This is a genomic window from Sphingomonas sp. P2_B6, assembly GCF_056404755.1.
In genome coordinates this window covers 93,242-120,042 of the sequence record NZ_JBFUDK010000012.1, presented here as the reverse complement: position 1 = coordinate 120,042, position 26,801 = coordinate 93,242, and the positions used below count along the sequence as shown (strand labels likewise).

The window sequence follows — 26,801 nt, the reverse complement described above, 5'->3', positions numbered from 1 at the left end:
TTGGCGCCCTGGCCGTCAGGCACGATCGCGCACGTTCTTGCGCTTGGGTTCGGACTCGGCGAGCAGAGCATCGAGCCGCTTGCGCATGGTCTCCAGTTCGCAGCGCAGCAGTTCCAGCTTCTGGGTCTGCGGATCGAACATGTCCTTGCACGGCGTGCCGTAAGCGAGGAATTCCTGCGGTTTCTGCCCGCCCTCGATCATCGTCGCGCGCGCGGGGATCCCGACCATGACCGCGCCTTCGGCCACGTCGCGCGTCACCACCGCGTTCGCGCCGATACGCGAGCCGCGGCCGACGGTGATCGGCCCGAGCACCTGAGCGCCCGATCCGATGATCGCGCCCTCCATGATGGTCGGATGGCGCTTGCCCGCAACACCATTGTCGGGGCTGGTGCCGCCGAGCGTGACGCATTGATAGATGGTGACGTTGTCGCCGATCTCCGCCGTCTCGCCGATCACGACGAAGCCGTGATCGATGAAGAAATTGCGCCCGATCTTCGCGCCTGGATGGATGTCGATCGCGGTGAAGGCGCGCGAGAAATGATTCACCAGCCGGGCGAGGAAATAGAATCGCGCGCCATACAGGCGATGCGCGACGCGGTGCCAGGCAAGCGCCCACACGCCCGGATAGGTCAGAATTTCCAGTCGAGACCGAGGCGCGGGATCGCGCGCCTTGATCGAATCGAGATAGGCGATCAATCGCTCCATCATCTCGCGTCCCCTTTGCAGCGCCCGTATCTAGGCGCTCAATACGGCGAATTAAAGGACCGGACTGCCGCTAACTTTCGAGGCATAAACCCTATCTTGCTTGTAGGATTTGGCAGGAACGGCGAATTCGGCGCAAATCGGTCGGAGAGTTTGCCCTGATGTTCGACGTAACGCTCGCGACCGTGGAAACCGTGCTGCCCTATATCGCGGTCGGCTTTGCCGCGCAGATGGTCGACGGGGCATTGGGCATGGCCTTTGGCGTGATCAACAACACGCTGCTGGTGAGCTTTCTCGGCGTACCCCCCGCGCTCGCCTCCGCCAGCGTGCATGCGGTGGAGACCTTCACCACCGCGGCATCGGGCGCGAGCCATATCTTCCACAAGAACGTCAACTGGAAGCTGTTCCGCCGCCTCGTCATCCCCGGCGTCATCGGCGGGGCGCTCGGCGCCTATGTGCTGAGCAATGTCGATGCCGCGGTCGCGAAGCCGTTCGTGATGGCCTATCTCGCCTCGATCGGCCTGTACCTGCTCTTTCGTGCCTGGCGTGGCCGGGTCGAGCCGCGCGAGCCGAAGATCATCGAGCCGCTCGGCCTGGTCGGCGGCTTCCTCGATGCGGCGGGCGGCGGCGGCTGGGGGCCGGTGGTGACGTCCAACCTGCTGGTTCAGGGCGCGAGCCCGCGCAGCACGATCGGCACGGTCAACACATCGGAATTCTTCCTGACCGCGACCATCTCCGCGACGTTCATCGCGACCATGGGGTTCGCGGCCTTCACCTTGCAGACGGTGGGCCTGCTGATCGGCGGACTGATCGCGGCGCCGTTCGGCGGGCTGCTGGCAAAGCGGGTACCGGCACGGCTGCTGATGGCGATGGTCGGCGTGCTGCTGACGCTGACCAGTGCCTATACGATCTGGGCGGCGGTGATGAAGTAACTTCTTGCTCCCCTCCCCTTCAGGGGAGGGGCTTTATAGGGAAGTCAGTTCACTGCTGCATGCACGGTCGCGACCGCCGTCATCACCGCGCCGATACGCACGGCGGTCTGGATCGCCTCGGCGGTGGCGCCAGCTTTCTTCAGCACATTCTCATGCGCGTCGATACACATGCCGCAGCCATTCATCGCCGAGACGGCGAGGCTGAACAGCTCGAAATCGACCTTGTCGATGCCCGGCGCGCCGATCACGTTCATGCGCAGCTTGGCCGGCATGGTGAGATATTCCTTGTTCCCGGCGAGATGGGTGAACCGGTAATAGACATTGTTCATCGCCATCACCGCCGCCGCCGCGCGGGCCGCATTGGCTGCCTCGGGCGAAAGCTTGTCGGCGACTTCGGCCTCCGTCGCATCGACCAAAGGCTTGTAGCCCGAGCCGTGCGCGCAGGTGAGCAGCAGGCCGTATTTCTGCTGGTCGGGCAGATGCGCCTCGTTGAGCAGCGAGCCGACATTCAGCCGGATATCCTTGGCGAAATCGGGCAGCGTGGCGGCGAATTCCTTGAGCGACATGATGTACTCCAATCAAGCGAAGGGGCGCGGGGCCGCTGGCCCCRCGCCCCTTCAACGTTCGCCAATTACGCGGCAACCTGGAGGACGTCGTCGCCCTTGTTCCAGTTGCACGGGCAGAGCTCGTCGGTCTGCAGCGCGTCGAGCACGCGGAGCGTCTCGGCGGGGTTGCGGCCGACGTTCAGACCGTTGACCTGCACCGCCTGGATGACATTGTCCGGGTCGATGATGAAGGTCGCGCGGTAAGCGACATGCTCGTTGGCATCGAGGATACCGAGCTTCGACGCGAGGACCGCGCCATTATCCGCCAGCCAGGGGAAGTCGGCAGCGGCCAGATCCGGATCCGACTTGCGCCAGGCCAGATGAACGTGCGCGGTGTCGGTCGACGCGCCGATCAGCACGGCGTCGCGATCGGCAAAATCGTCCTTGAGCGCGGCATAACCGACGATCTCGGTCGGGCAGACGAAGGTGAAGTCCTTCGGCCAGTAGAACAGGATCTTCCAGCGGCCCGGAAACGCATCCTGGCTGAGCGTCTCGCCGGCGGGAAGCGCGTCGATGCCCTGCTGGACGGGAACGGTGAATTCGGGGAGCTTGTCACCGACAGTAAGCATATTGGCCTCCTCAAGAAATGGGTCGGCCTTCGGCATCCTCGCGACGCGGCGATTGATTCGCCGTCTGTGCTGAAGTGCATATAAGGCTGGCGTTTGATCGATCCAACAGGTTATTTAGGCCGTGTTGATCGATTGAGGCGATTATGGCCACTTACCTGCCGACCTTGAAACAGCTGCAATATCTCGTGGCGCTGAAGGACCATGGTCATTTCGGCCGGGCGGCGGATGCGTGCTTCGTTACCCAGTCGACCCTGTCCGCCGGCATCCGCGAGCTGGAGACGCTGATCGGCGTCACCCTGGTCGAGCGCACGCGCCGCGTGGTGCGCTTCACGCCGCTGGGCGACCGCATCGCCGACAAGGCGCGCCGGGTGCTGCGCGAGGCGGAGGAACTGGGCGACCTGGCCCGCGCCGCCGGGCGGCCGCTGTCGGGCGAGATGCGGATGAGCGTGATCCCGACCATCGCGCCCTTCATGCTGCCGCGTATCCTGCCGCGGCTCCGCCGCGACTATCCCGACCTGAAGCTGTTCCTGCGCGAGGAGCCGAGCGGGGCGGCGTGCGAGGGGCTACACAATGGCCGCACCGACTGCGTGCTGCTGGCCCTGCCCTATGCGTGCGGCGAGGTGGCGTCGCAATTCCTGTTCGACGACCGCCTGTTCGTCGCCGGCCCCGAAGGCGAGATCGGCAGCGCGACCGGGGCAATGCATGCCGATGACATCAATGAGGACCGGCTGTTGCTGCTCGAGGACGGGCATTGCCTGAAGGACCATGCCCTCGCGGCCTGCAACCGGCCCGAGCTGCGCGCGGAGGCGACGATGATGGGCACCTCGCTGCACACCATCGTCCAGATGGTCGACAACGGGCTTGGCGTGACGTTGCTGCCCGAGATGGCGCTGAAGGCGGGCATCCTCGACCACACGGGACTCACCGCACGGCCACTGGATGCCGCAAATCCTGCACGCCGTATCGCGCTGGTGTGGCGCCGTGCCTCCCCCCGCGAAAAGGATTTCCACCTGCTCGCGGAGGTACTTGCCGAGGCGCAGTAGCCTGCGGTTTGTGAAACCAATCAGCCGCCGGACCGTATCTTGTCCTGTGCGTCACCTCTGCGCGCATTCGATTAGCTGGAGAGACTGATGAAATTTTCCACCAAGCTTCCGGTTGTGGCGATATCCGGCCTGTTGATGGTCGCGTCCGCTGAAGCGCGTCCCCCTCAGGCGGCCCCTGCCCCCGCCGCGCCGGCAGCTCCCGCGGCCGAGGCGGCTCCGAACCCCGCCGTCGGCGGCGCCGCGATGGACGCAGCCAAGCCGATCCCGGAAAACGCCGCTGCCGCGCCGAACCTGACCACCCTGGTCAGCGCCACAAAGGCAGCGGGCCTCGACGCGACTCTGGCCGGCCCCGGCCCCTTCACCGTGTTCGCGCCGACCAATGACGCGTTCGGCCGGCTCGCGCCCGGCACCGTCGACACGCTGATGAAGCCCGAGAACAAGGCCACGCTGGTCAAGGTGCTCAGCTATCATGTCGTGCCCGGCGCGATCACGCTCGAGCAGCTCAAGCAGCAGATGACCGCCGGCGGCGGCACCGCGAAGCTGACCACCGTCGAGGGCGAGCCCCTGACCGTCACCGATCTCAATGGCGCGATCCAGATCACCGACGTCAACGGCAACAAGAGCTATGTCGAAGTGCCCGATGTCCGCCAGTCGAACGGCGTGGTGCATGTCGTCAACGGCGTGCTGCTGCCCAAGCTGGGCTGAGCTGGGCTAGGGCTTGTCCCATCGCGCGGCGGCATGCGTGTCGCCGTCGCGCGGTTCCACCCAACGCGCTTCGTCACCGCGCGTCTCGCGCTTCCAGAAGGGCGCCTCGGTCTTCAGGCGATCGATCAGGAAGGCGCAGGATTCGAGCGCCGCGCCGCGATGCGCCGCCGCCGTGCCGACGAACACCACCAGCTCGCCCGGTCGCATCACGCCCACCCGGTGCACCACGCTTGCCGCGGCAAGGCCCCATCGGCCGGCCGCTTCCTCCGCGAGACTGCGCAGCGCGGCTTCGGTCGCCCCGGGATAATGTTCGAGCTCCAGCGTGGTGACGCCGTCATCGGCGCGCACCACGCCGGCAAAGGTGGCGATCCCGCCGACGCCCGCCGCGGTGATCGCAGCGAATTCGGCGGACTGGTCGATCGGCTCGTGCTGGACGGCGACGCGGATCATCCCCCGGTCACCGGCGGGAAGATCGCCACTTCGCGCGGAGTCCCGAGCGGGGAATCGAGGCCGACAAAAACCTGGTCCACGGCGGCGCGCAGCCGGCCGCGATCGGCCAGGGCTTGGGCATGGCCGTCGCTGCGCGTCGCCAGCCAGTCGATCAGATCCGTGACCCGCGCCAGTCCTTCGGGTGGGTTCACCGTTTCGCTGCCGGTGCCGATCGCTTCGCGCACCCAGGAGAAATAGAGCAGGTCGATCGCCATGACGGCGTTCAGTCCATGTGCTTCAGGCCGACCCGCAGATAGTCCCAGCCAGTGACCAGGGTCAGTACCGCGGCGCCCCAGAGGGCGGCGATGCTGAAGGTCTGGATCCAGGGAAAGGCGGGCAAGGCGCCGGCGAGGATCAGCCCGCCGAGCGAGACGAGCTGCAAGGTCGTCTTCCATTTGGCCAGCTTCGACACCGGCACCGAGACCTGTAGCTGGGCCAGGAACTCCCGCAGGCCCGAAATGGCGATCTCGCGCAGCAGGATGATGATGCCGGCGATCAGCGACCAGCCCGCGATGTCGCGCGTCGCGACCAGCATCAGCACCACCGACGCGATCATGATCTTGTCGGCGATCGGATCGAGAAAGATGCCGAGCTTCGAGACGGTGCCCTTCGACCGGGCGAGATAGCCGTCGAAATAATCGGTGATGCCCATCAAGCAATAGAGCGCGAAGGCGATCGCATAGCCCGCCGGCCAAGCCGGCCACCACAGGAAGCCGACGAGCAGCGGCACCGCGAGAATCCGCGAGAGGGTGAGGATATTGGGCAGGGTCAGCATCGCCACCGACCCTAGGAGCCGGCGCCCTCCCCCGCAAGCTGGAGTCGGGCCTCGAGAAAGGGCCACAGCCAGGGGCCGGCACGGCGGTTACCGACTATTCGGTTGCCGCCTCGTCTCCGGGTCGGCTATGCGATGCCCCTATTTCGCCACATGTGAGGCCGTTTCCCATCATGCTCAATGCGCTCGGCTTGCTGAAAGAGCGCCGGTTCATGCCGCTTTTCGTCACCCAGTTCCTCGGTGCCTTCAACGACAATCTCTTCAAGACTTCGATGGTGCTGTTCGCGACCTACCAGGTCTTCAACGACCCCAAGGTCGAACAGAGCTTCAATGCGCTCGCCACCGGGCTGGCGATCCTGCCCTTCTTCATATTGTCCGCCCTGGCGGGGCAGCTCGCCGACACGACCGACAAGGCGAAGATCATCCGGATCGTGAAGACCGCGGAAATCGCCATCATGCTCCTCGGCGCGGCCGGGTTGATGGTGGCGCGGGCCGGATTCTGGACACTCGGACTCGGGCTGATGCTTGGTGCCGTGCTCTGCCTCGGCGCGCACTCGACCTTTTTCGGGCCGATCAAATACGCGATCCTGCCGCAGCATCTGAAGTCGGACGAAGTGCTGGGCGGTACCGGCCTGGTCGAGGCGGCCACCTATCTCGCCATCCTGCTGGGCACGATCTTCGCCGGCGTGCTGTCCGTCGAGGGCGCGGCGATCATGGGCATCTGCGTCGCGCTGGTCGGCTGGTTCACGGCGCGAATGATCCCCGCGGCACCGCGCGCGGGCGCGGTCCTCTCGATCAACTACAATCCCTTCACTGCCTCCTGGCGGCTGATCAACGCCACAATGCACATCCCGCGCCTGTTCCTCGCGATCTGCGCGATCAGTTTCTTCTGGACGATCGGTGCGGTGCTGATCGTCACTTTCCCGCCGCTGGTGAAGAACGTCCTTACCGCCGATCCGCAGGTCTCCAGCATCGTCATCGCGCTGTTCTCGATCGGGATCGCGATCGGATCGATCGTCATCAATACCCTGCTCAAGGGGCGGGTATCGGCAAAATACGCCCCGGCCTCCGTGATCGCGATGGGGGGAATGGTGGTCGTCTTCTCGCTGATGATCCGCGCCTGGCCGGCCGCGCCGGCGGGCACGCTGTACGACTGGGTCGCCTTCTTCCAGATCCCCCGCGCGATCCCGCTCGTACTGGTGTTGATGGGCATCGCGATCACTGGTGGCATGTTCGTGGTTCCGCTCTACACCTTCCTCACCACCACGGTGACCAAGGACCAGACGGCGCGCACCGTCGCTGCCAACAATGTCGTCAATTCAGGCGCGATGGTGGTCGGGACGCTGCTGGTGCTGGGCGCGTCGGCGCTCGGCGTCACGCCCGACAACATGCTGTTCGTGGTCGCCGGCATGTGCCTGGTCTCGGCCTGGCTGGCGCAGAAGCTCCATCTGGCCTGCGACTAGGCCGGTCGTTCCCGGATCGCCGAAATTCCCTGTTACTGCCCGGTAACAGGGAATTAACAGGGAATTTTCATTTTTCTCGACCGTTTTAGCCGGCTTTCTTCGACATTTTCTATTTTTTTCAGAGCGTTAATGCCAATTCCCTGTTACCCGATAACAGGGAATTCATCCGCGCATAACAGCGAAATCCGTCTTCGCCAGCGATGAGAAACAGCGGGTTGGCGCCACGAGCGCGATCCACCATCATGCTGCGACGATCGCCGTCTTCTTTGAATCGATGCGTGATCGTGCCGCGCCGGCCTTCAGAAGATGAAGGTGTAGATACAGATGAAGAAGGCCGTGAAGCTCAGCGCGAACAGCTTCAGATCCTGATCGTCGTTGCGCGGTCGCGACGGACTCGCCGGCTGTGCCGAGACGAGCCGGCGGCGGAACGGGTGACGGGCGGCGGTAGCCGCAAGGGCGAGATGCTGGGCCATGCGGAACAGTTAACGCCGCGTTTACGATTCGCGCCAGCCCCGAATTTGGTGAACCCGAGTCCGATATCGGGACAGCGCAGACAAGGATTTTCCCACACCCGAACTGGAACCAATCCAGGGTTGGACGATAGCGCCTCGAGCGGGTTAGGATTGCGCCGTGACCTTTTTCGAAAGCCTGATCGCGCTGCTGCTGATGGCGATCCTGCTCCTGCAGGTGGCGCGGCGCACCTGGATTCCCTATCCGACCATGCTGGCCGCCGCGGGGGTGATCGTCGCGCTGATTCCGGGCAGCCCGGTGATTCGCCTCGACGGACATACCGCGCTGGCGCTGTTCATCGCGCCGGTGCTGGTCGACGCCGCGTTCGATTTTCCGCTCGCCGCGATCCGCACCTTGTGGCGCCCGCTGCTCGCGCTGGCGGTCGGCGCGGTGCTGTTGACCACCGCGGTGGTCGCCTGGATCGGCTGGACCTTCGCCGGATTGCCGATCGCGGCGGCGATCACGCTGGGCGCGATCGTCGCGCCGCCCGATGCCGCGGCCGCGACCACGGTGCTGCGATCCGCCAAGCTGCCGCGCCGCACGGTCGAGGTGCTGACCGGCGAAAGCCTGCTCAACGATGCGACCGCGCTGCTGCTGTTCAGTGCCGCGCTCGCGGTCCAGAGCCATGGCGGGATCGACGGCGGCGTGGCGCTGCGCCTGGGCCTGGCGGTGCCGGGCGGCATCGCGCTCGGCATCGCCTGCGGCTGGGTCCATCGCTTTGTCGTGCCGTACACGCGCGGAACGCTCGGCGGAAACCTGCTCGAGTTCGTCAACACCTTCCTGGTGTGGATCATCGCCGACCGGCTCGGCCTGTCCGCCGTGCTGTGCGTGGTCGCGATGGCGATGTACCTCGCCAGTTCCCCGATCGTGCGCGCCAGCGCGCGCAACCGCATCCAGTCCTTCGCGGTGTGGGGCGGCGTGGTGTTCCTGCTCAACGTGCTCGCCTTCCTGCTGATGGGCATGCAGGTCCGCGAGATCGTCGGCGACATGCGGCCGGAGCGATTGCAGGAGGCGCTGAAGTTCGCGGGGCTGGTCGTCGCGGGCGTCGTCGTGACCCGTATCGCGTGGGTAGTGCTCTACAACCGGCTCGCGCGACATTTTGCGGCGATCCGCGGCCCCCTGAAGGCGCCGAGCCTGGCGCAGAGCATCGTGATCGGCTGGTGCGGCATGCGTGGGCTGGTGACGATGGCGACCGCCTTCGCCCTGCCCGCCGATTTTCCGGCGCGCGACATGATCCTGCTCGCCGCCTTCGGCGTGGTGCTGGCGACGCTGGTCGTGCAGGGCCTGACCCTGACGCCGCTGATCCGGCTGCTCAAGCTGCACGACGGCGGCGCCGAGGAGCGCGAGATGGCCAATGCCCGGAAATCCCTCGCCGACGTGGCCCTGGAGGCGATCGCCGATGCCAGGGGCAAGGTCGCCGAGGAAACGCGCCGCCAGCTCGAGATCGACCGGGATGCGTTGATCGATGCCGACGCCTGCACCGTCTTCGAGGAGCGCCAGAAGTTGAAGCGGACCGCCATCACCGCGCAGCGCGACCGGCTGCTCGCCCTCCGCGACGAGGAGAAGATCGGCGAAGATGCCTATGAGGTGCTTCAGGAAGAACTCGACTGGCGCGAGCTGGCGGTCGGACCTGAAGATATCCGCACGATCGAGGAAGGCTGACCTTGCCGACGAAACCCCTCCCCCATCGGCAGATCGGCGGTGTGATCGCACACGGCGTGCGGCGCGGACTCGTCCGGCAGGTGCGGGCCGTGTTCAACGATACGAAGAAGGGCGAGCGCCCGGTGGTGCGCAGCGACGACGCGCTGTTCGATCCCGGAACTGTCGTGTGGCGCGTGCACGGCGACGTGACGACGATGATGGTCGGCGGGGTCGCCGCCTTGCTGCTGCAGATGCTTCATCCCGCGGTGCTGGCGGGCGTGTGGGACCATTCCAATTTCCGCACCGACATGCTCGGCCGCCTGCGGCGCACCGCGCGGTTCATCGCGATGACCACCTATGGCGCGCGGGACGAAGCGGAAGCCGCGATCGCCCGGGTCCGCGGCATTCACGACAAGGTGGGCGGGGTGCTGCCCGACGGCACGCCCTATCGCGCTGGCGATCCGAAACTGCTCGCCTGGGTGCATGTCAGCGAGGCGACGAGCTTCCTCGACGCCTGGATCCGCTACAGCGAACCGGACATGTCGGCCGCTGACCAGGACCGGTATTTCGCCGAGTTCGCGCGCATTCCCGAGGCGCTGGGTGCCGATCCGGTGCCGCGCAGCCGGGCGGAGGCGACTGCGCTGATCGCCGCGATGCGGCCCGAACTGACCGTCGATGCGCGCACGCAGGAAGTTGCCGCGCTGGTGCTGAACCAGCCCGCCCGAACCCTGTCGGCGGGGCCGGTACAGGCGATCACCTTTCAGGCGGCGGTCGATCTGTTGCCGGATTGGGCACGGCACATGCACGGCCTTGCCGCGCCGCGCCTGACCCGGCCGCTGGTGCGCGCGGGCACGTTCGGGATTGCGCGCACTTTACGCTGGGCGTTCGGTTAGCCCCACTCCCCCGTTCGTTTCGAGCGACGTCGAGAAACATTAATGGAGCGCCTGACCCGGTTTCTCGACTTCGCTCGAAACGAACGGAAAAAGAGGAAAAACAGACTTGGACGTAGAAGTTAGTCGGCCGCCGGCGCGACGATCCGCAACGCCCCTGCCCTGATCCGGAACTCCAGCGGGAATTCGAGCTCGCGCACTTCGCCGTCGAGACCGACATCGACACCCTTGCGATGCGCATGGACGGTCAGCGTCTCGCACTCGCCATATTCGACGAAATCCTTGTGGTGGTCGGCCCGGCCCGCCACCGCGCGAAGGGCGAACCACAGCAGGGCGAACCGCCCCGGCGCGGCCAGCGCGAAGACCGACAGCTTGCCCTGGCTGAGCGACGCCCGCTCGCCGATCTGCCCGCGTTCGAGCGAATAGAGATTGTTGCCGACGAAGAGCAGCGACGTGACCAGCGGCTTCTGCCCCTCGCCCATGTCGAGGCTGAGCTGATAGCGCCGCAACCGCCTCCAGGCGTTCCAGGAAGCGGGAATGGACGCGAGCCATTTCGGCATGCCCAGCCTTTCGCGATAGGCGTCGCGTTGCCGAACCATCATCGGGTAAAGGCCGATCGACGCGTTGTTGGCGAAGACATGGCCGTTGACCTCGGCAAGGTCGATCGAGGTCGCGGTGCCGTGAACGGCCAGCGCCGCCGCCTCTTCGAGCGTCGCGGGGATACCGAGGTCGCGCGCGAGGTGGTTCAGCGTGCCGAGCGGCAACAGGCCCATTTCGACATCGCCATCCGCCAGCACGGCGGCGGCGCACGCCGCGGTGCCGTCTCCGCCACCGACGACCACGCGCTTGCTGGTGGCCGCGGCATCGCGCACCGCGTCCGCCGTATCTGGTCCATCGAGCAGGCGGACCGCGATATCGGCACCCGCAAAGGCATCGACCAGATGCTGTTCGAGATCCTCGCCGGCCGATGCGGCGGTGCCTCCCTTGCGGTTGACCAGGACGGGAAGCGGCAAATTCGACACAGACCCGTAACGATCGAGTGTCGCGCTTGTTCAGATCGAAATCGCGGGCGTCTGAAAGATATCGTCCGCCACCTCGCGCGACGTCCAGCTGTCGCCGTCGCGGGCGAAGCGGACATGGTTGCCGCGATTGAACGCGGCCCCGTCCCAGGCGATCACCTGCAGTTCGATATCGTCGTTGCGATGGACATGGATCCAGTTGAAGCTCTGCAGCTCGTCATTGCGGAGCCGCGTCGAGGTCGCGGTGCCCGCCTGGATGACGAGCGACCCGCCGGCGGTTTCCACCATGCGGCGTGCCGCCTCGGCATAGGTCCGGTGAAAATGCCCGGCCAGCGCGATATGTACGCCCGCGCGGCACATCGCGACCACCGCGTCGCGGTGGCGGCCGACCGCCTCGCTCAGTTCGCCACCCTCGCCGATCGGCATGGCGAACAGCGGGTGATGCGTGACGAGGATGCGCGTCTTCTGCGGCGCCACCGGGCCGAAGCGGTCGTGAACCATCGCGAGCTGGTCGCGATTGATCCGGCCATCCTTGAAGGTGAGCGAGCGTGCCGTGTTGATGCCGAGGATCGCGACCTCGTCATTCTCGAACCAGGGACAGAGATTGTCGTCGACATAGCGCTTGTAGCGATCGAGCGGCGCGAGGAAACGCCGGGCCACGTCATAAAGCGGCACGTCGTGATTGCCGGGAATGAGCAGCAGTTTCAGGCCCGCCGCGCGCAGCCGATCGAGCCAGGCCGCCGCCTCGCGGAACTGGGCAACACGCGCACGCTGCGTAAAATCGCCGCTGACGATGACGAGATCGGGGCGATGCTCGGCCAGCCAGGCCTCGGTCGCCGCGACGATCCGGGGATCATGCGCACCGAAGTGAATATCCGAGAGGTGCGCGATCCGGGCCACGGCCGTCCAACGAGCGACGGCACGCCCGGTTTCATAACCGCCCTGCCGCATTTTTTCCTATTAAAAGCGTAGGAATTGATCCATGCAGGCGGCGGACACAACGCCAGGACGGAGCGGGTGACGATCGCGTCTCCCCGTGACGTCCTGAAACAACTACGGAGAAACCGTCCATGAAGAAGTTCGTTATCCTGCCGCTCATCGCCGTCGCCTCGCTCGGCCTCGCCGCCTGCGACCCCAAGACGCCCGTCGACAACAGCGCGAACGCGACCGACGTCACGCTGAACAGCGAAGACACGCTGGACGTGAACGCGACCGACGAAGCCGCGCTGAACCTGACGGACAACGCGACCGCGGTGGACAATGCGATTGCCCCGCTGGACAGCGCCGGGAACGTCACGACCAACTGATTCCGACCCGGCGCTCCCTAGGCGTCGAACAGGCCGCGCGACCGGATGGTCGCGCGGCCTTTTTAATGCGCGACGCGCCGCCTGGATTTCATCCGATGGCCAAGGCGGACTATCGCAAAGCAAAGCAGCTCTGTATTTCCCAGTCATCCGATAGGGATTAGAGAGAAGCTGCGTTGATGCTCCCTAGCAGAACGTAACCTAAGGCCCGGCGCCCCTGGGTGCCGGGCCGCTACTTTAGGCCGTTAACCCATTGACGGCAGGCACGATGCCCGGCGTCCATCCGAGTTGGTCGAGGAAGGTCACGAGCTGAGCTGGGGCAGCATCCGCCGGCACAGCCCGTTGCCATTGTCGGTCTGCGATTGCGGTGTCGATGTAACGGAAGTCCACCATTCCCGACGGTAGCGGTGACATCCGGAGGTAGGGTCCAGCGTAGGGAGCCGTGTCGGTTTGCTGCACGCACAGATCGTGCATCGAGGTCCACCCGAATAGCGACCGGTTCAGGGGGCCTTCAGCGATCAGAATGGCGAGCTGTTCTACACCAGCTATTGCTGATCGAAACGTTTCGTCCCCAAGTGTTCGCTTCTGCCCGAAGATGGCAATGATGTTGGCCCACGGCTCACTCATGGAGGAAACCTGCGGCGAGAAGTACCGCCTGTCAAACGGCTGAAATGGCACTTCCGCCGGTCCAACAATTTGATGGACGCGCACCATGAGCCGATATGATCTGACCGACTTCGAGTGGCGCGTGATCGAGAGCGCTTCTTCAGCAGGTTCAAGCACTTTTGTCATATCGCCATCCGATACGGCAAGCCGCCGAGAAATTCCTCGCGATGGTCCAACTCGCCTCAGCGCACCTGGGGCTCCGCGAATGAGTCTACGGCCGCATTCGGGTCTGCCCCTGTCTGGCCGTGGCCGCGTCCTCGATCAGCGCGCTGACCTCGGCAGGGTGCGACACCATCAGCGCGTGCGACGCGCCGTCCACCACCACCGTCTTTTTCGCGTGCGCGCGTTCCGCCATGAACTTCATCACGGCGGCTGGAATATTCCGGTCCGCGGTGCCGTAGATCACGAACGACGGCAGAGTCTTCCAGCTGGCGTTCCGGGACGGCTCGCCCAGCGCCGACAGGGTGACCGGCCGCTGGGTAGCCGCCATCGTCGCGGCCTGCGCGTCAGGGACATCGGCGGCGAACTGAGCGTGGAACGTCTCCGCGCGGATATAAAGATCCTCGTCGCCATCGGGCAAGGCGATCGCCGTCAGGCTGTCCCCAAGGGTGCTGCCGGGGAATTTCGAGGAGAGCGAGAGGCTCGATTCGCCCGTCTCCGGCGCGAAGCCGGCCACATAGACCAATGCTCTGACGTTGACGTTGCCGGTGGCCGCTTCGGTGATGACCGGCCCGCCATAGGAATGGCCGACCAGCACCACCGGCCCCTTGATCGACCGGACGATCGTGGAAACGGCGGCCGCGTCGTTCGCGACGCCGCGCAGCGGGTTGGCGGCGGCGATGGCGGTATAGCCATGCTTCTCGAGCAGCGTGATCACCGGAGCCCAGCTCGAGGAGTCGGCGAAGGCGCCATGGACCAGCACGATCACCGGCTTTTCCGGCGCGGGCGCCGTCTGCGCCGCGGCGGGGCCGGAAAGGATGAGTGCCGCGGAAAACAGCGCGGGAAAAAGACGCATGACGATAGCTCCTACTTCTCAGCCGGCGCGGATCGAGAAGCGGCGCGGCTGCAGGCTGTCGCGCAGCCAGTCTTCGAATTTCAGCGACGCGATAAGCGCGTCCGGCCCGGCGAGCAGCGAACGCTCGCCCAGTTCAGCACCGAAATAACGGGCATGGACATCGGGCACGACGCGGCGCCCATCCTCATGCGCGGTCGCGATCTCGGTCGCCACCTCGTCGAGCCTGAAGCATTCCGGCCCGGCGACTTCGAGGATTGCGTCGGACGGCTCGCTGAACACCGCGTCCGCCAGCGCATCGGCGACGTCCTCGCCGGCGATCGGTTGCACCAGCGCGGGCGAGATCGGAATCTCGCTCGCCGTGCCTTCCTGCACGACGTCGCTGATGAATTCGAAGAACTGAGTCGACCGCAATATGGTGAACGGGATGCCCGAGCTCGCAACCAGATCCTCCTGGATCTTTTTCGCGCGGAAATAGTCGCTGGCGATCAGGCCATCGAGACCGACGATCGACAAGGCGATGTGGTGGCGCACCCCGGCGGCCCGCCCCGCGGCAAGCAGGTTGCGGCCCGACGCCTCGAAGAAGCGCAGTGCCGTGGGACCATCCAGCGACGGCGAATTCGACACGTCGACGACGATCTCCGCCCCGTCGAGCGCCGCCGCCAACCCGATGCCGGTAACGGTGTCGACGCCGAAAGTGGGGGATGCCTCGAACACGCGCAGATCCTCCTGGCGCAAATTGCGGACCAGCTTCTCGCCGATGCGGCCACTGCCGCCGATCACGACGATTTTCATGTCAGCGCATCGAAGGAGGAGGAGTCGATCAGGGGGCGCGGATCGAACAGGCCCTCCTCGGCGAGCGCGCGGCGTACGGTCTCGCGTTCCGCGACACGCTCGAAATACCCCAGCATCTCGGGCGACATCGGCACCCCGAATGCCCGGGCCCATCGCAGCATGACGAACAGATAGGCGTCGGCCACGGTGAAGCGCGCGCCGAACAGATAGAGTTCGTTGATATGCTCCGAAATCAGATCCAGCCGCTGCGCCACCGCCGCGCTCGCGGCCGCCCTCTCCTTTTCATCGTCGGAATGCCAGAAGGGTTTGAAGGCGATGTGAAGCTCGGTGGAAAGCCAGGACAGCATCTCGATCAGCCGCGTACGGCCGAGCGGGCCGCCGGGCGCGAGATTGGGATCGAGTCCGGAAATGAAGTCCAGAACGGCGGTGTTCTCGGTAACGGCATTGCCGTCGTCGAGCACCAGCATGGGCACATAGCCCCGGGGGTTGATCGCCGTATAATCATAACCGTGCTCGGTGGTCTTGGTCTTGATGTCGACCCGCTCGAAATCGGCGGAAATCCCCGCTTCGTGCAGCGATATCCGGCCGGAGAGACTGCAAGCGCCAGGCGCGTAATAAAGCTTCATGCGATGAACTCCGTTGGAGAAATGGCCATCATGCCGGCGTCGCTGCGGGGCGGCGGTCGAGGACCGACCAGATGGTCAGTCCCCCACCGAGGAGCGCCGGCAGCGTGACCGCGGCGAAGTCGCGGAGGAGCGCCGAGGGCCCGCAAATGCCGACGGCTACCTCCCAGAAATGGAAGGTCGCGTGCGCGCCCAGCCATAGTGACGCCGCCGCCCAGAGCGTGGTTCGATAGGCAGGCCGCGCCGCGCCGAGCAGGAAGGCCGCGCCGATGAAGAGGAAGATCAGGCCGATATCCCGCAGGAAATGCTGATTGAACGGGCCGGTGGTGGTCACACCGGGCACCGCGAAATACCAGTTGGCCGGCGAGACGAGCATGAAGCAGCCATTCGCCAGGGCGCCGAGACCCAGTATGACGGCCGTTGCGAGGCAGAATTGCCTGAGCATCGCGCGATCTCCGCGCTTATCGGCGCGCCGGCGGCGGCACATTGGCCAGCCACCAGTCGAGCGTGGTCTTGCCGAGGCGGGCACCAGGGCCTGGCACCAGCGTCCGGTCGCTGACGGCGACGCCGAAATAGGGCGCGGCCGGATCGACGATCACCGCGCGCGGATCGCCGTCGAAGGCGAGCACCCGACGGACCGGCTCGTCGAGCGTGAACGCCTCCGGTCCCGCGATCTCGATCATATCGTTCGCCGGCTCTCCCAGCGCGACCTCGACGATCGCGCTCGCCACGTCCGCCGCCGCCATCGGCTGGAATTGCACGGCCGGCAGCCGGACCGCGCCGTCGACGGTGGAGAATTGGGCGATCTGGCGCAGGAATTCGAAGAACTGGGTGGCGTGCAGCAGCGTATGCGGCACCGGCGAGGCCTTGATCTGCTCCTCCTGGGCGAGCTTGGCGCGGAAATAGCCGCTGTCCTGCAGCCGGTCCGTACCGACGACCGAGAGCGCGACATGATGGCGGACGCCAGCGCCCAACTCGGCCGCGGTCAGATTGCGGCCGGCGGTCTGGAAGAACTCCATCGCCGCCGCTTCCTCGAACGACGGTGAGTTGGACACGTCGACGACGACCTCGGCCCCCGCCAGCGCGTCGGCGAGTCCTTCGCCGGTTATCGTGTTGACGCCCGTGTTCGGGGCGGCGGCGATCGCATCATGACCGCGCTCCTTCAGCTTCTCGACGACCTTGGAGCCGATCAGGCCGGTCCCGCCGATGACGACGATCTTCATGTTTTCCGTCCCTTGCTGGCGTTTCGCTACGAGGGGGAAACTGGGCGGATCGGCAGACTCTCGCCATCGTGCGGACGGCTGCATCGGCCACGCCAAAGGTCAGGCGAACCCCACCCTTGGGGCAGGTCCGGCGCCAGACTTCCCGGCATCGGCGAGCATCCATCGATGCCAGGCTCTCCCGACTCCCGACGATTTGGCGAAGGCGCTTTCAACCAGGGGATGGGCCAGCCTCGTCTCCTGCTCGATCGATCGTCGGCCGCCCCGCGGATAGGCGAGGCGGGTGCCGCAAGGGCGCCCGCGTCGGACCGCCCGAGCACGAAGAGGAGGCGTATCGTGCCGCTATTCACCACCAAGGACGGTCATGACATCTTCTACAAGGATTGGGGCCAGGGCCCGTGGTCACATTCTCGCATGGCTGGCCGCTCAGCTCGGACGCCTGGAGCATCCAGATGCAGTTTTTGGCCGAGAGGGGCTTTCGCTGCATCGCGCACGACCGGCGCGGGCATGGAAAATCGGCCCAGACCAGCACGCGCAACGACATGGACGGTTATGCCGACGATCTCGCGGAACTGATCGAGGCGCTCGACCTGAAGGATATCGCGATGGTCGGTCATTCGACCGGCGGCGGCGAAGTGGCACGCTATATCGGCCGGCACGGCACCGCGCGGGTCGCCAAAGTCGTGCTGCTCGGCGCCGTGCCGCCCGTGATGCTCAAGAGCGAGGCCAATCCCGAGGGCCTGCCGATCGAGGTGTTCGATGGCCTGCGCCGCGACATCCTCGCCAACCGCTCGAAATTCTACCAGGACTTCGCCATCCCCTTTTACGGCGCCAACCGGCCGGGCGCGACCGTGCCGCAGAGCCTGCTCGACGAGTTCTGGCTCATCAGCATGCAGGCCGGGCTCAAAAACGCCCATGACAGCATCAAGGCGTTCGGCGAGACCGACTTCACCGCGGACCTCGCCAGGTTCGACGTGCCGACATTGGTGATGCACGGCGAGGATGACCAGATCGTGCCGATCGCGGATTCGGGTCACAAATCGTCCAGGCTCATCGCGGGCGCCAGGACGATCTTCTATCCCGGCCTGCCGCATGGCCTGACGGCGACGCATGCGGACCAGTTCAACGCCGACCTGCTCGCCTTTCTGCGCAGCTGAGCATTCGCTGTCCGGCGGCTCCGCGAAAGGGGCCGCCGGACGACATCATCCGGGAGCGATAGCGGGCAGCGTGACCTGGAAGATCGCCCCGCCGCCGAGATCATTCGACGCCGTCAGGGTGCCGCCATGCGCGGCGATGATCGACTGGCAAATGGCAAGGCCGATTCCCATGCCGTCGTCCTTGGTCGTGAAGAAGCTGTCGAAGATCAGGTCGAGATTCTCGTTCGGGATGCCGGGGCCATTGTCGCGAATGGAAAAGACGACGCGCCCCTCCCCATCCATGCCGGTTTGCAGGAATATCCTGCCCTTCCGGCCGCTATCCGGCGTCATGGCCTGAAGGGCATTCAGCACCAGGTTGACGAAGACCTGCTGCAACTGAACCCGATCGCCGAGCACGCGAGGAATCTCGCGGGCGTGCAGGACCGACAGGTCGATCGACCTGGAGGCGATCTCATAGCCCAGGAACAGCAAGGTTTCGTCGACGACCTCGTTGAGGTCGAGCGGAACCCGTTCCGGGGGGTGACGGGTCGTCATGGCGCGAATGCGCCGCACGATGTCGCTGGCGTGCCGCGCGCTCTGCGCGATCCGGGTGGTGAGCTGGGTTACCTTCGCCAGGTTGGGGTCCTCGCGCGCCATCCAGCGCAGGCTGGTTTCGGCATTGGTGACGATCGCGGAGAGCGGCTGGTTGACCTCGTGCGCGATCGAGGTCGCGAGTTCGCCCAGTGTCGAGATTCTGGCCGCATGGGTCAGATCGGTCTGAAGCTGGCGGAGCTGCGCTTCGGTTCGCAGGCGATCGGTGACGTCCTCCAGCGTTGCGAGATGCACGTCCACATTTTCCCTGGGCGCGGGAAAGGTGATCGAAAGCCGCACGTCACGGACGCGACCGTCGAACGTGACCAGCTTCACGACCTCCGAATAATGCCGTTTCCCGGCGAAACGGGCGACGATGATGCGCTGCTGGCTGTCGTGCGACACCGTGAACATGAAGGCGACCGGCCCGATGACTTCGGCCGGCGTGGCGCACCCCAACAGGCGCGCCGCGCTCAGATTCGCCTGCACTACGCGCACTTCGCCATCCGCCAGTTCGACCAGCTCGGGATGATCGTTCAGATACTGGTTCAGGCCCAGCTCGCTGATGCCTTCCGACTGGAGCTTGTCGTAGATCGGGCTCATGCAACTGGCATCGACCTGCAGCATGGCGGTCTGGGCGTGATGGATCAGGTCGAGATAACGGGCCTCGCTCCCGCGCGAGGAACCGGGACGCTCGCTCTTCGGGGCATCGGTAATGGTGAGGAACACCAGGTCGCCGCGTCGCGGCTCGACCGATCTCCAGATCGTGAGGACCGGGTCCTGCAATCGCCCCTCCGGCGCGATCCTGCGCACGCGGGTGTTCGAGGCGGCATTGTCGCTCGCCACGGCTACGATCAGCTCGGTAAGCACATCCCTGCTTCCAGGCGGCCAGAATGCCGACAGAGGCTGTCCAAGAACATGGTCGCGCCCTGCCGGCCAGCGGAGCAGATTTTCCACATCGTCGGCGACTTCCGCAGCATGCGTGCCGCTCAGGATGGCATGCATCCAGTCGGGCGATGCCTCGCCCCGCGCCACCGAATCGATGATCGGCCGCACTCGGGAGATGTCGAGCGCCCAACGCATTTCGTCGTGATAATGCAGGCCGCCGTCTCGAGGCGCGGCGGCTGCCTCCGGCATGGTCTCGCCGCTGCGCCCCGGCGGGGCGATGGAGGGGAAAGCTTCCCCCATGTCAGCGTTTCGGGTGCTCCCCGCCCGTGACCACGCTTCCGCTGAGCGCCCGGCGCACATGGCCGAGAAAGACCTCGTCGGCCACAGGCTTGGTCAGGCAGGCCAACGCGCCGGCGTCCATGGCGCGCGCATAGGATCCCTCATCCGTCGCGGACGTAATGACGATCACCGGAAGGTTCGAGCGGAGCGCGCGCAATTGCTGTTGCAGCTCGAACCCGTCGATACCGGGCATCCTGATATCGGTGACGAGGCAATTGAACCTGTCCGGCGCATAGTCCTTCAGAAACGCTGCCGCGCTGTCGAAGCCGCGGCATGGAAGGCTTTCAACCTGAAGGAGATCGCAAAGCGCCTCGCGCACGGCCTCGTCGTCATCCACGATGGCAATCACAGGCGGGTTCGACAAGCGCAGGCCTCTCACTGACAAGGCCCTTCTGGCCCCCCGTCGATGTCGCTGAATTCCGGGAAGATTGTAACCATACCATGGTCTAGGTCGCCCGGTCGCGCAGCGCAGCAGGGAGCATGTCCCAGGCGCGGACGAGCTCGCCGATCGATGCCGCCTGCATCTTCTTCATCACGCTGCTGCGGTGGAGCTTGACCGTTACCTCGCTGATGCCGAGCTCGAAGGCGATCTGCTTGTTGAGCCGCCCCTGCGCAACCAGCCGCAACACCTGCCGTTCGCGTGCCGTGAGCGTGGCGTAGCGGTCCGCCTGTTGCCGCACCGCCCTGGAATCCGCCCGCTGGGCAAGATCGCGCTTGATGCCCGCCGTCACCGCATCGAGCAACGACTGGTCCCGGAACGGCTTGGTCAGGAAGTCCACGGCGCCGGCCTTCATCGCCTGGACCGTCATCGGGATGTCGCCATGCCCGGTCAGGAAGATGATCGGCTTGGCGTTGCCATTGGCGGCGAGATGCTGCTGGAGATCGAGACCGCTCGATCCCGGCATGCGGACGTCGAGCACCATGCAGCCCGGGCGTTCGGGCAGGTCCGCATCGAGCAGTTCGCGCGTCGAACCGAATCCGGTCGCGTCGATCCCCACCGACAGCATGAGTTCCTCGAGCGAGGCGCGAACCGCGGCATCGTCGTCGACGATGACGACCAGCGGACGCTCGCTGTCAGCGAAGAGCGCAGTCATGACGGTACCTCCTGATGCGAAGATGATGCGACGTGCGACGTGCGGGTGCGGCCCGCGATCCGGTTGCCGACCCACGCGTCCACCTTGGCCGGGAAGTCGGCGGGGGCCTTGCCGCTGACCGTTCGCCCCAGATCGCGCAGCGACGTGCGGGCAAGCGTGTCGCGCATCGATTTCTCGGCCTGCAACATCACTGCGTGGATCGCGCAGACTCCGTGCGTCGCCCAGCCCGGCGCCGCTTCGCCGAACACGGCGCAGCGCCCCCGGATCTCCTGGCAGTCGAACAACGGCTTCCGCCCTTCGATCGCGTCGACGATCTGGAGAACGCTGACATCCTCGGGCGCGCGCGCGAGCCGATAGCCACCGCGGACGCCCTCCGAAGCGCGGACTATCCCGGCCTTTTCGAGCTTGGGAAAAATCTTGGCGAGGAAGCTGTGCGAGATGCCCTGCAGGTCGGCAAGATCCCGGCTGCTCAGCGGCGCATCGCCCGAATCCGCCAGCCAGAGCAGGCAGTGAACCCCATATTCGACGCTGACGGTGAGATGGGCCATAACGCGGACAATATCACTCTGCGTTTGAGTCGGCAATTCGAAACGCGAACTGCTCGCATCACGCTTCACCCGAGCTGGCGAGGTCCGCGATATCGTCGCTCCCCCGGAAACCATGGCGCGGGACCTATCGGAATCATCGAGGCAGGCGACCCATCCGCTGGTCGAGCGCTGCCCAGACCAAGGTTCAGCCGAGGCCAGGTTTTGCGCCCACCCCCGGCCCGCGATCAGGTCGGCCGGCAGGACATCATCGTCGATCGTGGTGGCGAGCCCGGCCGATCGGCCGGCGCGGCACCGTCCTGGGTCCAGGCATGACCATGCGGGCGCCCAGATGCAGCCGCGCGCTCGAACCGGCAGTGCAAACGGCGGTGGCTCCGCACCAGTAAGCCGGGGCGACCCTGGAGGGCCGTGTCAATCGGACGTGACAGGGATGACGAACGCAGGGGTTTTTCCGATTTCACCCTGCGGCCAACGAAATGGCAGTCGAGCGTCCAACCTGTCCGGCTCTTCGGGACGCGATCAGGCCCCGGAACCGGCGGCCGGCCGCTTCCGCGATCAGCGCCGGAGCTGACGCGCCGCGTCTGGCGGGAGGCGGAGCTATCCCCGCACCGTCCAATTATACCAACAAAATCAATTTATAGGGAAATGGTGGAGCCGTGGGGGATCGAACCCCAGACCTCTGCAATGCCATCGCAGCGCTCTCCCAGCTGAGCTACGGCCCCATCGTCGCGGGTCTGGAATTTCCCGCGAAGGCGTCGCCCCTACCGAGGCGAGACGACCTTGGCAAGCGGTGTGATCACCATGCCGGTCGATTTTTAAGACAAACCTCGAAGCGACACCCCGGCCAAAGCCGGGGCGCCGCTTTTCATTGGATCAATGCTCGTCGTCGTCCGTCGGCGCTTCCACGCCGAGATCGTCGTCGCCGCCGAGATCGACCTCGTCGTCGGGCGAGGGCTCCTCGTCTTCACCGGTGTCGATATCCTCATCGTCGCCGACCAGATCGGCGTCCTTCTTGACGAGTTCCGGCTTCGGCGCGTCGAACGGCAGAGGCTGTTTGGATTTCAGAATCGGCTCGGGCACCCAGGTCGACCCGCATTCGATGCAGGTGACGGGATCGTCCTTGCCGAGATCGTAGAAGCGCGTTGCGCATTTCGGACACGACCGTTTCGTGCCCCATTCCGGCTTGATCATGCCGATTCGACCTTTCGAAGAAATGGGAGTTTTGCGAGTTGACCCGCAAAGTGGGGCGCGCCTTGCCATAGCGCAAGCGCACTGTCAAAAGCCCGCGCCAATGCCCCACCCCCTGCCCCGCCCGCTCCAGATCGCCCCTTCCGGCCCGCTGCACGGCACCGCCGTCGTGCCCGGCGACAAGTCGATCAGCCATCGCTCGCTGATGCTGTCGGCGCTCGCCGTCGGCGAAAGCCGGATCGAAGGGTTGCTGGAGGGCGAGGACGTGCTCGCCACCGCCGCGGCGATGCGGGCGATGGGCGCCGACATCCGGCGTGGCGAGGACGGCATCTGGACCGTCAACGGCGTCGGCGTCGGCGGGCTGCTGCAGCCGGAAGCGGCGTTCGACATGGGTAATTCGGGCACATCGACTCGACTGCTGATGGGCCTTGTCGCCTCGCACGCCATCACCGCGACGTTCATCGGCGACGCCTCGCTGTCGAAACGGCCGATGGGCCGCGTCATCGAGCCGCTGTCGCGCATGGGCGCCGACTTCACCGCAAGTCCGGGCGGGCGCCTGCCGCTGATGGTGCGCGGGCTGAATCCGGCGGTGCCGATCGAATACACGCTGCCGGTCGCCTCCGCCCAGGTGAAGTCGGCGATCCTGCTCGCCGGCCTCAACACCCCGGGCATCACCCGCGTGATCGAGCCGGTCGCGACGCGCGACCATAGCGAGCGCATGCTGCGCGGCTTCGGTGCGGAGCTGAGCGTCGAGGAAACGAAGCAAGGCAGGATCATCTCGCTCGTCGGCGAGGCCGAGCTGAAGCCGCAATCGATCGTGGTGCCCGGCGATCCCTCGTCGGCCGCCTTCCTTGTCGTCGCGGCCTCGATCGTGCCGGGGTCGGACGTGCTCGTCATGAATGTCGGGCTGAACCCGACGCGCGCCGGCCTGTTCGAGGCATTGCGCATGATGGGCGCCGACATCGTCGAGGAAAATCCGCGACTCGTCGGCGGCGAGCCGGTCGCCGATCTGCGCGTACGCCATGCGCCACTGCGCGCGATCGAGGTGCCGGCCTATCTCGCGCCGAGCATGATCGACGAATATCCCGTGCTGTTCGTCGCCGCGGCCTTTGCCGAGGGGCGGACCGTCGCCCGCGGCGCGCATGAACTGCGCGTCAAGGAATCGGACCGGATCACCGCGATGGCCGATGCGCTGGGCGCGTGCGGCGTGCTGGTCGAGGAGTATGAGGACGGTGCCGCGATCCAGGGCAATGGCGGCGGGCCGATCGCCGGCGGCGCGACCATTGCCTCGCAGCTCGACCATCGCATCGCGATGAGCATGGCGGTGGCCGGCCTCGCCGCGAAATCCGCGCTGACCATCGACGACGTCTCGCCCATCGCAACATCCTACCCTATGTTCCTCGAAACGCTGGAGGGGTTGAAGGGCAAAGAAGTGGTTGCAGGGTCATGATCATCGCCGTCGACGGGCCCGCCGCATCGGGCAAGGGCACCATCGCCCGCGCGCTCGCGAAACGCTATGGCCTGCCCCATCTCGACACCGGGCTGCTCTACCGCGCGGTCGCGGCGAATGTGCAGCGGCTCGAGCTTGACCCGACGATCGAGGCCGATGCCGTCGCCGCCACCGATTTCGACGATCACCTGCTCGATGACCCCGAGCTGCGCAGCGACGAGATCGGCAAGAACGCCTCGGTGGTCTCCGCGCACCCGCTGGTGCGGGCGGCGCTGTTCCACCGCCAGCGCCGCTTCGCGCATCAGCCGGGCGGGGCAGTGCTCGACGGGCGCGACATCGGTACGGTCATCGCGCCCGACGCCGACGCCAAGCTGTTCATCCGCGCGACGCCGATGATCCGCGCCAAGCGCCGCCATGCCGAGCTGCGCGAGCGTGGGTCGCAGGTCAGCCTGGACCGCGTGCTGGCCGACATCCGTGCCCGCGACCTGCGCGATTCGACACGGGGCATCGCGCCCATGACACCGGCCGACGATGCCGCCTTGCTGGACACCAGCTTTCTCTCTATAGACGCCGCCATCCAGCGGGCGATTGCGCTCGTGGAGGCTCGGACAGCGGCGCAGGTGGCAACACCCTAGCCGGGCGAGGCGCGAAGCGGAAACGGCGCTCATCCTTGTCGGATGGTATCTGCCGATCCTGCTTACGCGCCCTTTTCGCTTTGTCGGTGATCTTCACAAGGGCGATGGACGCTGGGCGTCGCGACCGGCAACCGGCCGCCGCGACATTTAGGCCAAGACCGCCGGAGACAACCGGCTGGCCGGAAACATAGTACTTAGGAATCAAAGATTTATGGCCACTTCGGCATCCCCCACGCGCGATGATTTCGCGGCACTTCTCGAAGCCACGCTCGGCGACGCAGACGGCTTTGAAGGCCGGGTCGTCAAGGGCACCGTCACCGCGATCGAGAATGATCTCGCGGTCATCGACGTCGGCCTCAAGTCGGAAGGCCGCGTGCCGCTCCGCGAATTCGCCATGCCCGGCCAGAAGGCCGATCTGAAGGTCGGCGACGAAGTCGAAGTCTATGTCGACCGAGTCGAGAATGTGCATGGCGAAGCGATGCTGTCGCGCGATCGCGCCCGCCGCGAAGCCGCCTGGGACAAGCTGGAAACCGAATTCGCCAAGACCGCCCGCGTCGAGGGCGTCATCTTCGGCCGCGTGAAGGGTGGCTTCACCGTCGACCTGAACGGCGCCGTGGCATTCCTGCCGGGCTCGCAGGTCGATATCCGCCCGGTCCGCGACGTGACCCCGCTGATGGACATCCCGCAGCCGTTCCAGATCCTGAAGATGGACCGCAAGCGCGGCAACATCGTCGTCTCGCGCCGCGCCATCCTGGAAGAGACCCGCGCCGAGCAGCGTTCGGGCCTGATCCTGTCGCTGGCCGAGGGCCAGGTGATCGACGGCGTCGTCAAGAACATCACCGATTATGGTGCGTTCGTTGACCTCGGCGGCATCGACGGCCTGCTGCACGTCACCGACCTGAGCTACAAGCGCGTCGGCCATCCGAGCGAAGTGCTGAACATCGGCGACACCGTCCGCGTTCAGATCATCCGCATCAACAAGGACACGCAGCGCATCTCGCTCGGCATGAAGCAGCTCGAGAGCGATCCGTGGGAAGGTGCAGCCGCCAAGTATCCGATCGGCGCCAAGCTGTCGGGCCGCGTGACCAACATCACCGAATATGGTGCGTTCGTCGAGCTGGAGCCGGGCATCGAGGGTCTCGTCCACGTCTCCGAAATGAGCTGGACCAAGAAGAACGTCCATCCGGGCAAGATCGTCTCGACCTCGCAGGAAGTCGATGTCGTCGTGCTCGAGGTCGATCCCGACAAGCGCCGCATCAGCCTTGGCCTCAAGCAGGCCCAGTCGAACCCGTGGGAGGCCTTCGCCGAAGCGCATCCCGTCGGCTCGACCGTCGAGGGTGAAGTCAAGAACGCCACCGAGTTCGGCCTGTTCATCGGCCTCGACAACGATGTCGACGGCATGGTCCACATGTCCGACATCGCCTGGGGCGTTTCGGGCGAGGACGCGCTCAACCTGCACCGCAAGGGCGAAATGGTTCAGGCCATCGTGCTCGACATCGATGCCGAAAAGGAGCGCATCTCGCTCGGCATGAAGCAGCTCGAGCGTGGCGCTCCGGCAGCCGGCGGCGCCGCAACCGCATCGAGCGGCGGCGGTTCGGGCGGCCTCAACAAGAACGCGATCGTCACGGTCACCGTTCTCGAAGTCCGCGACGCGGGCCTCGAGGTTCAGGTCGGCGACGATGGCGCGACGGGCTTCATCAAGCGCACCGATCTCGGCCGCGACCGCGACGAGCAGCGTCCGGAGCGTTTCCAGGTCGGCCAGAAGTTCGACGCGATGGTGACCGGTTTCGATCGTTCCAAGAAGCCGACCTTCTCGATCAAGGCGATGCAGATCTCCGAGGAGAAGCAGGCAGTTGCGCAGTATGGCTCGTCCGATTCGGGCGCGTCGCTGGGCGACATTCTCGGCGAGGCGCTCAAGGCGCGCAGCAGCGAAGCCAAGAAGTAAAACCCTCTTTCGGGGCGGGCGGGTTACCCC

General features: G+C 65.8%; 31 protein-coding genes and 1 tRNA gene. 11 read left to right on the top strand and 21 right to left on the bottom strand.

What is annotated here, in order from left to right; genetic code table 11:
- Window positions 1–15: 15 nt before the first annotated feature.
- Window positions 16–708 (bottom strand): serine O-acetyltransferase EpsC, encoded by a 693-nt coding sequence (epsC, locus tag AC1DX5_RS17070; protein WP_465172670.1) that lies wholly within the window; start codon window positions 706–708, stop codon window positions 16–18.
- 155 nt (window positions 709–863) lie between these two features.
- On the opposite strand from epsC, the gene AC1DX5_RS17065 reads away from it, so the two are divergent.
- Window positions 864–1,634 carry a sulfite exporter TauE/SafE family protein gene (locus AC1DX5_RS17065; RefSeq protein ID WP_478016476.1) on the top strand — a complete coding sequence of 257 codons (771 nt, stop codon included), beginning with the start codon at window positions 864–866 and terminating at the stop codon, window positions 1,632–1,634.
- 44 nt (window positions 1,635–1,678) lie between these two features.
- On the opposite strand, the gene ahpD is transcribed toward AC1DX5_RS17065, so the two are convergent.
- Window positions 1,679–2,200 (bottom strand): alkylhydroperoxidase, AhpD family, encoded by a 522-nt coding sequence (ahpD, locus tag AC1DX5_RS17060; protein ID WP_465172668.1) that lies wholly within the window; start codon window positions 2,198–2,200, stop codon window positions 1,679–1,681.
- A 65-nt stretch (window positions 2,201–2,265) separates the two neighbouring features.
- A complete protein-coding gene (locus tag AC1DX5_RS17055; protein WP_465172667.1) occupies window positions 2,266–2,808 on the bottom strand; it encodes a peroxiredoxin in 543 nt (180 codons plus the stop codon).
- A gap of 143 nt (window positions 2,809–2,951) precedes the next feature.
- On the opposite strand from AC1DX5_RS17055, the gene AC1DX5_RS17050 reads away from it, so the two are divergent.
- Window positions 2,952–3,851, top strand: a complete 900-nt coding sequence (locus AC1DX5_RS17050) for a hydrogen peroxide-inducible genes activator (protein ID WP_465172666.1) — start codon at window positions 2,952–2,954, stop codon at window positions 3,849–3,851.
- 87 nt (window positions 3,852–3,938) lie between these two features.
- Complete coding sequence (locus AC1DX5_RS17045) at window positions 3,939–4,556, top strand: fasciclin domain-containing protein (protein ID WP_478016475.1); 618 nt, start codon at window positions 3,939–3,941, stop codon at window positions 4,554–4,556.
- A gap of 6 nt (window positions 4,557–4,562) precedes the next feature.
- Here AC1DX5_RS17045 and AC1DX5_RS17040 read toward each other — a convergent pair whose 3' ends face one another.
- Genes AC1DX5_RS17040 through pgsA form a run of 3 tightly spaced genes read right to left on the bottom strand, consistent with a single transcriptional unit; the run spans window position 4,563 to window position 5,820 of the window.
- Window positions 4,563–5,006, bottom strand: coding sequence for a molybdenum cofactor biosynthesis protein MoaE (locus AC1DX5_RS17040; protein ID WP_465172664.1), 444 nt, complete (start codon window positions 5,004–5,006; stop codon window positions 4,563–4,565).
- Window positions 5,003–5,260 carry a MoaD/ThiS family protein gene (locus AC1DX5_RS17035; protein WP_465176238.1) on the bottom strand — a complete coding sequence of 86 codons (258 nt, stop codon included), beginning with the start codon at window positions 5,258–5,260 and terminating at the stop codon, window positions 5,003–5,005. The genes AC1DX5_RS17040 and AC1DX5_RS17035 overlap by 4 nt, the downstream gene beginning before the upstream one ends.
- An 8-nt stretch (window positions 5,261–5,268) precedes the next feature.
- Window positions 5,269–5,820: a CDP-diacylglycerol--glycerol-3-phosphate 3-phosphatidyltransferase gene (pgsA, locus tag AC1DX5_RS17030; protein WP_465172662.1), complete on the bottom strand. Its 552-nt coding sequence runs from the start codon at window positions 5,818–5,820 to the stop codon at window positions 5,269–5,271.
- Window positions 5,821–5,990: 170 nt separating this feature from the next.
- Here pgsA and AC1DX5_RS17025 point away from each other — a divergent pair, with 170 nt between their 5' ends.
- Window positions 5,991–7,280, top strand: coding sequence for an MFS transporter (locus tag AC1DX5_RS17025; protein ID WP_465177109.1), 1,290 nt, complete (start codon window positions 5,991–5,993; stop codon window positions 7,278–7,280).
- 299 nt (window positions 7,281–7,579) lie between these two features.
- Here the strand turns inward: AC1DX5_RS17025 and AC1DX5_RS17020 are convergent, their stop codons facing one another.
- Window positions 7,580–7,753, bottom strand: coding sequence for a hypothetical protein (locus tag AC1DX5_RS17020; protein WP_465172661.1), 174 nt, complete (start codon window positions 7,751–7,753; stop codon window positions 7,580–7,582).
- Window positions 7,754–7,910: 157 nt separating this feature from the next.
- On the opposite strand from AC1DX5_RS17020, the gene AC1DX5_RS17015 reads away from it, so the two are divergent.
- Both AC1DX5_RS17015 and AC1DX5_RS17010 read left to right on the top strand, forming a co-directional pair.
- Window positions 7,911–9,452 carry a cation:proton antiporter gene (locus tag AC1DX5_RS17015; RefSeq protein ID WP_465172660.1) on the top strand — a complete coding sequence of 514 codons (1,542 nt, stop codon included), beginning with the start codon at window positions 7,911–7,913 and terminating at the stop codon, window positions 9,450–9,452.
- 32 nt (window positions 9,453–9,484) lie between these two features.
- A complete protein-coding gene (locus tag AC1DX5_RS17010; protein WP_465177108.1) occupies window positions 9,485–10,324 on the top strand; it encodes an oxygenase MpaB family protein in 840 nt (279 codons plus the stop codon).
- A gap of 119 nt (window positions 10,325–10,443) precedes the next feature.
- Here the strand turns inward: AC1DX5_RS17010 and AC1DX5_RS17005 are convergent, their stop codons facing one another.
- Window positions 10,444–11,334 carry a diacylglycerol/lipid kinase family protein gene (locus AC1DX5_RS17005; protein ID WP_478016474.1) on the bottom strand — a complete coding sequence of 297 codons (891 nt, stop codon included), beginning with the start codon at window positions 11,332–11,334 and terminating at the stop codon, window positions 10,444–10,446.
- A gap of 39 nt (window positions 11,335–11,373) precedes the next feature.
- Window positions 11,374–12,240 carry a metallophosphoesterase family protein gene (locus tag AC1DX5_RS17000; RefSeq protein WP_465173894.1) on the bottom strand — a complete coding sequence of 289 codons (867 nt, stop codon included), beginning with the start codon at window positions 12,238–12,240 and terminating at the stop codon, window positions 11,374–11,376.
- Between the two features lie 170 nt (window positions 12,241–12,410).
- Here AC1DX5_RS17000 and AC1DX5_RS16995 point away from each other — a divergent pair, with 170 nt between their 5' ends.
- Window positions 12,411–12,647, top strand: a complete 237-nt coding sequence (locus AC1DX5_RS16995; RefSeq protein ID WP_465172658.1) for a hypothetical protein — start codon at window positions 12,411–12,413, stop codon at window positions 12,645–12,647.
- A 234-nt stretch (window positions 12,648–12,881) separates the two neighbouring features.
- Here the strand turns inward: AC1DX5_RS16995 and AC1DX5_RS16990 are convergent, their stop codons facing one another.
- The 6 genes from AC1DX5_RS16990 to AC1DX5_RS16965 form a co-directional block, all read right to left on the bottom strand.
- Window positions 12,882–13,436 (bottom strand): hypothetical protein, encoded by a 555-nt coding sequence (locus AC1DX5_RS16990; RefSeq protein ID WP_465172657.1) that lies wholly within the window; start codon window positions 13,434–13,436, stop codon window positions 12,882–12,884.
- Window positions 13,437–13,521: 85 nt separating this feature from the next.
- On the bottom strand, window positions 13,522–14,325 hold the full coding sequence (locus tag AC1DX5_RS16985) for an alpha/beta fold hydrolase (RefSeq protein ID WP_478016473.1): 804 nt from the start codon (window positions 14,323–14,325) through the stop codon (window positions 13,522–13,524).
- An 18-nt stretch (window positions 14,326–14,343) separates the two neighbouring features.
- Window positions 14,344–15,117, bottom strand: a complete 774-nt coding sequence (locus tag AC1DX5_RS16980; protein ID WP_465172655.1) for an SDR family oxidoreductase — start codon at window positions 15,115–15,117, stop codon at window positions 14,344–14,346.
- A complete protein-coding gene (locus AC1DX5_RS16975) occupies window positions 15,114–15,743 on the bottom strand; it encodes a glutathione binding-like protein (RefSeq protein ID WP_465172654.1) in 630 nt (209 codons plus the stop codon). The genes AC1DX5_RS16980 and AC1DX5_RS16975 overlap by 4 nt, the downstream gene beginning before the upstream one ends.
- A 28-nt stretch (window positions 15,744–15,771) precedes the next feature.
- Window positions 15,772–16,185: a hypothetical protein gene (locus AC1DX5_RS16970; protein WP_465176231.1), complete on the bottom strand. Its 414-nt coding sequence runs from the start codon at window positions 16,183–16,185 to the stop codon at window positions 15,772–15,774.
- Window positions 16,186–16,201: 16 nt separating this feature from the next.
- On the bottom strand, window positions 16,202–16,963 hold the full coding sequence (locus tag AC1DX5_RS16965) for an SDR family oxidoreductase (protein ID WP_465176230.1): 762 nt from the start codon (window positions 16,961–16,963) through the stop codon (window positions 16,202–16,204).
- A gap of 395 nt (window positions 16,964–17,358) precedes the next feature.
- Between AC1DX5_RS16965 and AC1DX5_RS16960 the strand changes: the two genes are divergently transcribed.
- On the top strand, window positions 17,359–18,117 hold the full coding sequence (locus AC1DX5_RS16960; RefSeq protein ID WP_478016472.1) for an alpha/beta fold hydrolase: 759 nt from the start codon (window positions 17,359–17,361) through the stop codon (window positions 18,115–18,117).
- A 45-nt stretch (window positions 18,118–18,162) separates the two neighbouring features.
- On the opposite strand, the gene AC1DX5_RS16955 is transcribed toward AC1DX5_RS16960, so the two are convergent.
- The 6 genes from AC1DX5_RS16955 to AC1DX5_RS16930 form a co-directional block, all read right to left on the bottom strand.
- Window positions 18,163–19,875, bottom strand: coding sequence for a sensor histidine kinase (locus AC1DX5_RS16955; RefSeq protein WP_478016471.1), 1,713 nt, complete (start codon window positions 19,873–19,875; stop codon window positions 18,163–18,165).
- Between the two features lies 1 nt (window position 19,876).
- Window positions 19,877–20,251, bottom strand: a complete 375-nt coding sequence (locus AC1DX5_RS16950; protein ID WP_465176227.1) for a response regulator transcription factor — start codon at window positions 20,249–20,251, stop codon at window positions 19,877–19,879.
- A gap of 109 nt (window positions 20,252–20,360) precedes the next feature.
- Window positions 20,361–21,008: a response regulator transcription factor gene (locus AC1DX5_RS16945; RefSeq protein ID WP_465176226.1), complete on the bottom strand. Its 648-nt coding sequence runs from the start codon at window positions 21,006–21,008 to the stop codon at window positions 20,361–20,363.
- Window positions 21,005–21,556: an RrF2 family transcriptional regulator gene (locus AC1DX5_RS16940; RefSeq protein WP_478016470.1), complete on the bottom strand. Its 552-nt coding sequence runs from the start codon at window positions 21,554–21,556 to the stop codon at window positions 21,005–21,007. The genes AC1DX5_RS16945 and AC1DX5_RS16940 overlap by 4 nt, the downstream gene beginning before the upstream one ends.
- A gap of 643 nt (window positions 21,557–22,199) precedes the next feature.
- Window positions 22,200–22,275: transfer RNA gene (locus tag AC1DX5_RS16935), tRNA-Ala, on the bottom strand.
- Window positions 22,276–22,426: 151 nt separating this feature from the next.
- Window positions 22,427–22,744 (bottom strand): FYDLN acid domain-containing protein, encoded by a 318-nt coding sequence (locus tag AC1DX5_RS16930; protein WP_465172646.1) that lies wholly within the window; start codon window positions 22,742–22,744, stop codon window positions 22,427–22,429.
- 100 nt (window positions 22,745–22,844) lie between these two features.
- Between AC1DX5_RS16930 and aroA the strand changes: the two genes are divergently transcribed.
- The 3 genes from aroA to rpsA all read left to right on the top strand — a co-directional run bounded on the left by aroA (window position 22,845) and on the right by rpsA (window position 26,771).
- Window positions 22,845–24,191 (top strand): 3-phosphoshikimate 1-carboxyvinyltransferase, encoded by a 1,347-nt coding sequence (gene aroA, locus AC1DX5_RS16925; RefSeq protein ID WP_478016469.1) that lies wholly within the window; start codon window positions 22,845–22,847, stop codon window positions 24,189–24,191.
- On the top strand, window positions 24,188–24,826 hold the full coding sequence (gene cmk, locus AC1DX5_RS16920) for a (d)CMP kinase (protein ID WP_465172644.1): 639 nt from the start codon (window positions 24,188–24,190) through the stop codon (window positions 24,824–24,826). Before aroA ends, cmk begins: the two co-directional genes overlap by 4 nt.
- Window positions 24,827–25,037: 211 nt before the next feature.
- Window positions 25,038–26,771, top strand: a complete 1,734-nt coding sequence (rpsA, locus tag AC1DX5_RS16915) for a 30S ribosomal protein S1 (protein ID WP_465172643.1) — start codon at window positions 25,038–25,040, stop codon at window positions 26,769–26,771.
- Window positions 26,772–26,801: the final 30 nt, after the last annotated feature.

Coding starts and splice junctions, on each gene's coding strand:
- epsC (WP_465172670.1), bottom strand. CDS start 708: ATGATGGAGCGATTGATCGCCTATCTCGATTCGATCAAGGCGCGCGAT.
- AC1DX5_RS17065 (WP_478016476.1), top strand. CDS start 864: ATGTTCGACGTAACGCTCGCGACCGTGGAAACCGTGCTGCCCTATATC.
- ahpD (WP_465172668.1), bottom strand. CDS start 2,200: ATGTCGCTCAAGGAATTCGCCGCCACGCTGCCCGATTTCGCCAAGGAT.
- AC1DX5_RS17055 (WP_465172667.1), bottom strand. CDS start 2,808: ATGCTTACTGTCGGTGACAAGCTCCCCGAATTCACCGTTCCCGTCCAG.
- AC1DX5_RS17050 (WP_465172666.1), top strand. CDS start 2,952: ATGGCCACTTACCTGCCGACCTTGAAACAGCTGCAATATCTCGTGGCG.
- AC1DX5_RS17045 (WP_478016475.1), top strand. CDS start 3,939: ATGAAATTTTCCACCAAGCTTCCGGTTGTGGCGATATCCGGCCTGTTG.
- AC1DX5_RS17040 (WP_465172664.1), bottom strand. CDS start 5,006: ATGATCCGCGTCGCCGTCCAGCACGAGCCGATCGACCAGTCCGCCGAA.
- AC1DX5_RS17035 (WP_465176238.1), bottom strand. CDS start 5,260: ATGGCGATCGACCTGCTCTATTTCTCCTGGGTGCGCGAAGCGATCGGC.
- pgsA (WP_465172662.1), bottom strand. CDS start 5,820: ATGCTGACCCTGCCCAATATCCTCACCCTCTCGCGGATTCTCGCGGTG.
- AC1DX5_RS17025 (WP_465177109.1), top strand. CDS start 5,991: ATGCTCAATGCGCTCGGCTTGCTGAAAGAGCGCCGGTTCATGCCGCTT.
- AC1DX5_RS17020 (WP_465172661.1), bottom strand. CDS start 7,753: ATGGCCCAGCATCTCGCCCTTGCGGCTACCGCCGCCCGTCACCCGTTC.
- AC1DX5_RS16995 (WP_465172658.1), top strand. CDS start 12,411: ATGAAGAAGTTCGTTATCCTGCCGCTCATCGCCGTCGCCTCGCTCGGC.
- AC1DX5_RS16990 (WP_465172657.1), bottom strand. CDS start 13,436: ATGACAAAAGTGCTTGAACCTGCTGAAGAAGCGCTCTCGATCACGCGC.
- AC1DX5_RS16985 (WP_478016473.1), bottom strand. CDS start 14,325: ATGCGTCTTTTTCCCGCGCTGTTTTCCGCGGCACTCATCCTTTCCGGC.
- AC1DX5_RS16980 (WP_465172655.1), bottom strand. CDS start 15,117: ATGAAAATCGTCGTGATCGGCGGCAGTGGCCGCATCGGCGAGAAGCTG.
- AC1DX5_RS16975 (WP_465172654.1), bottom strand. CDS start 15,743: ATGAAGCTTTATTACGCGCCTGGCGCTTGCAGTCTCTCCGGCCGGATA.
- AC1DX5_RS16970 (WP_465176231.1), bottom strand. CDS start 16,185: ATGCTCAGGCAATTCTGCCTCGCAACGGCCGTCATACTGGGTCTCGGC.
- AC1DX5_RS16965 (WP_465176230.1), bottom strand. CDS start 16,963: ATGAAGATCGTCGTCATCGGCGGGACCGGCCTGATCGGCTCCAAGGTC.
- AC1DX5_RS16955 (WP_478016471.1), bottom strand. CDS start 19,875: ATGGGGGAAGCTTTCCCCTCCATCGCCCCGCCGGGGCGCAGCGGCGAG.
- AC1DX5_RS16945 (WP_465176226.1), bottom strand. CDS start 21,008: ATGACTGCGCTCTTCGCTGACAGCGAGCGTCCGCTGGTCGTCATCGTC.
- AC1DX5_RS16940 (WP_478016470.1), bottom strand. CDS start 21,556: ATGGCCCATCTCACCGTCAGCGTCGAATATGGGGTTCACTGCCTGCTC.
- AC1DX5_RS16930 (WP_465172646.1), bottom strand. CDS start 22,744: ATGATCAAGCCGGAATGGGGCACGAAACGGTCGTGTCCGAAATGCGCA.
- aroA (WP_478016469.1), top strand. CDS start 22,845: ATGCCCCACCCCCTGCCCCGCCCGCTCCAGATCGCCCCTTCCGGCCCG.
- cmk (WP_465172644.1), top strand. CDS start 24,188: ATGATCATCGCCGTCGACGGGCCCGCCGCATCGGGCAAGGGCACCATC.
- rpsA (WP_465172643.1), top strand. CDS start 25,038: ATGGCCACTTCGGCATCCCCCACGCGCGATGATTTCGCGGCACTTCTC.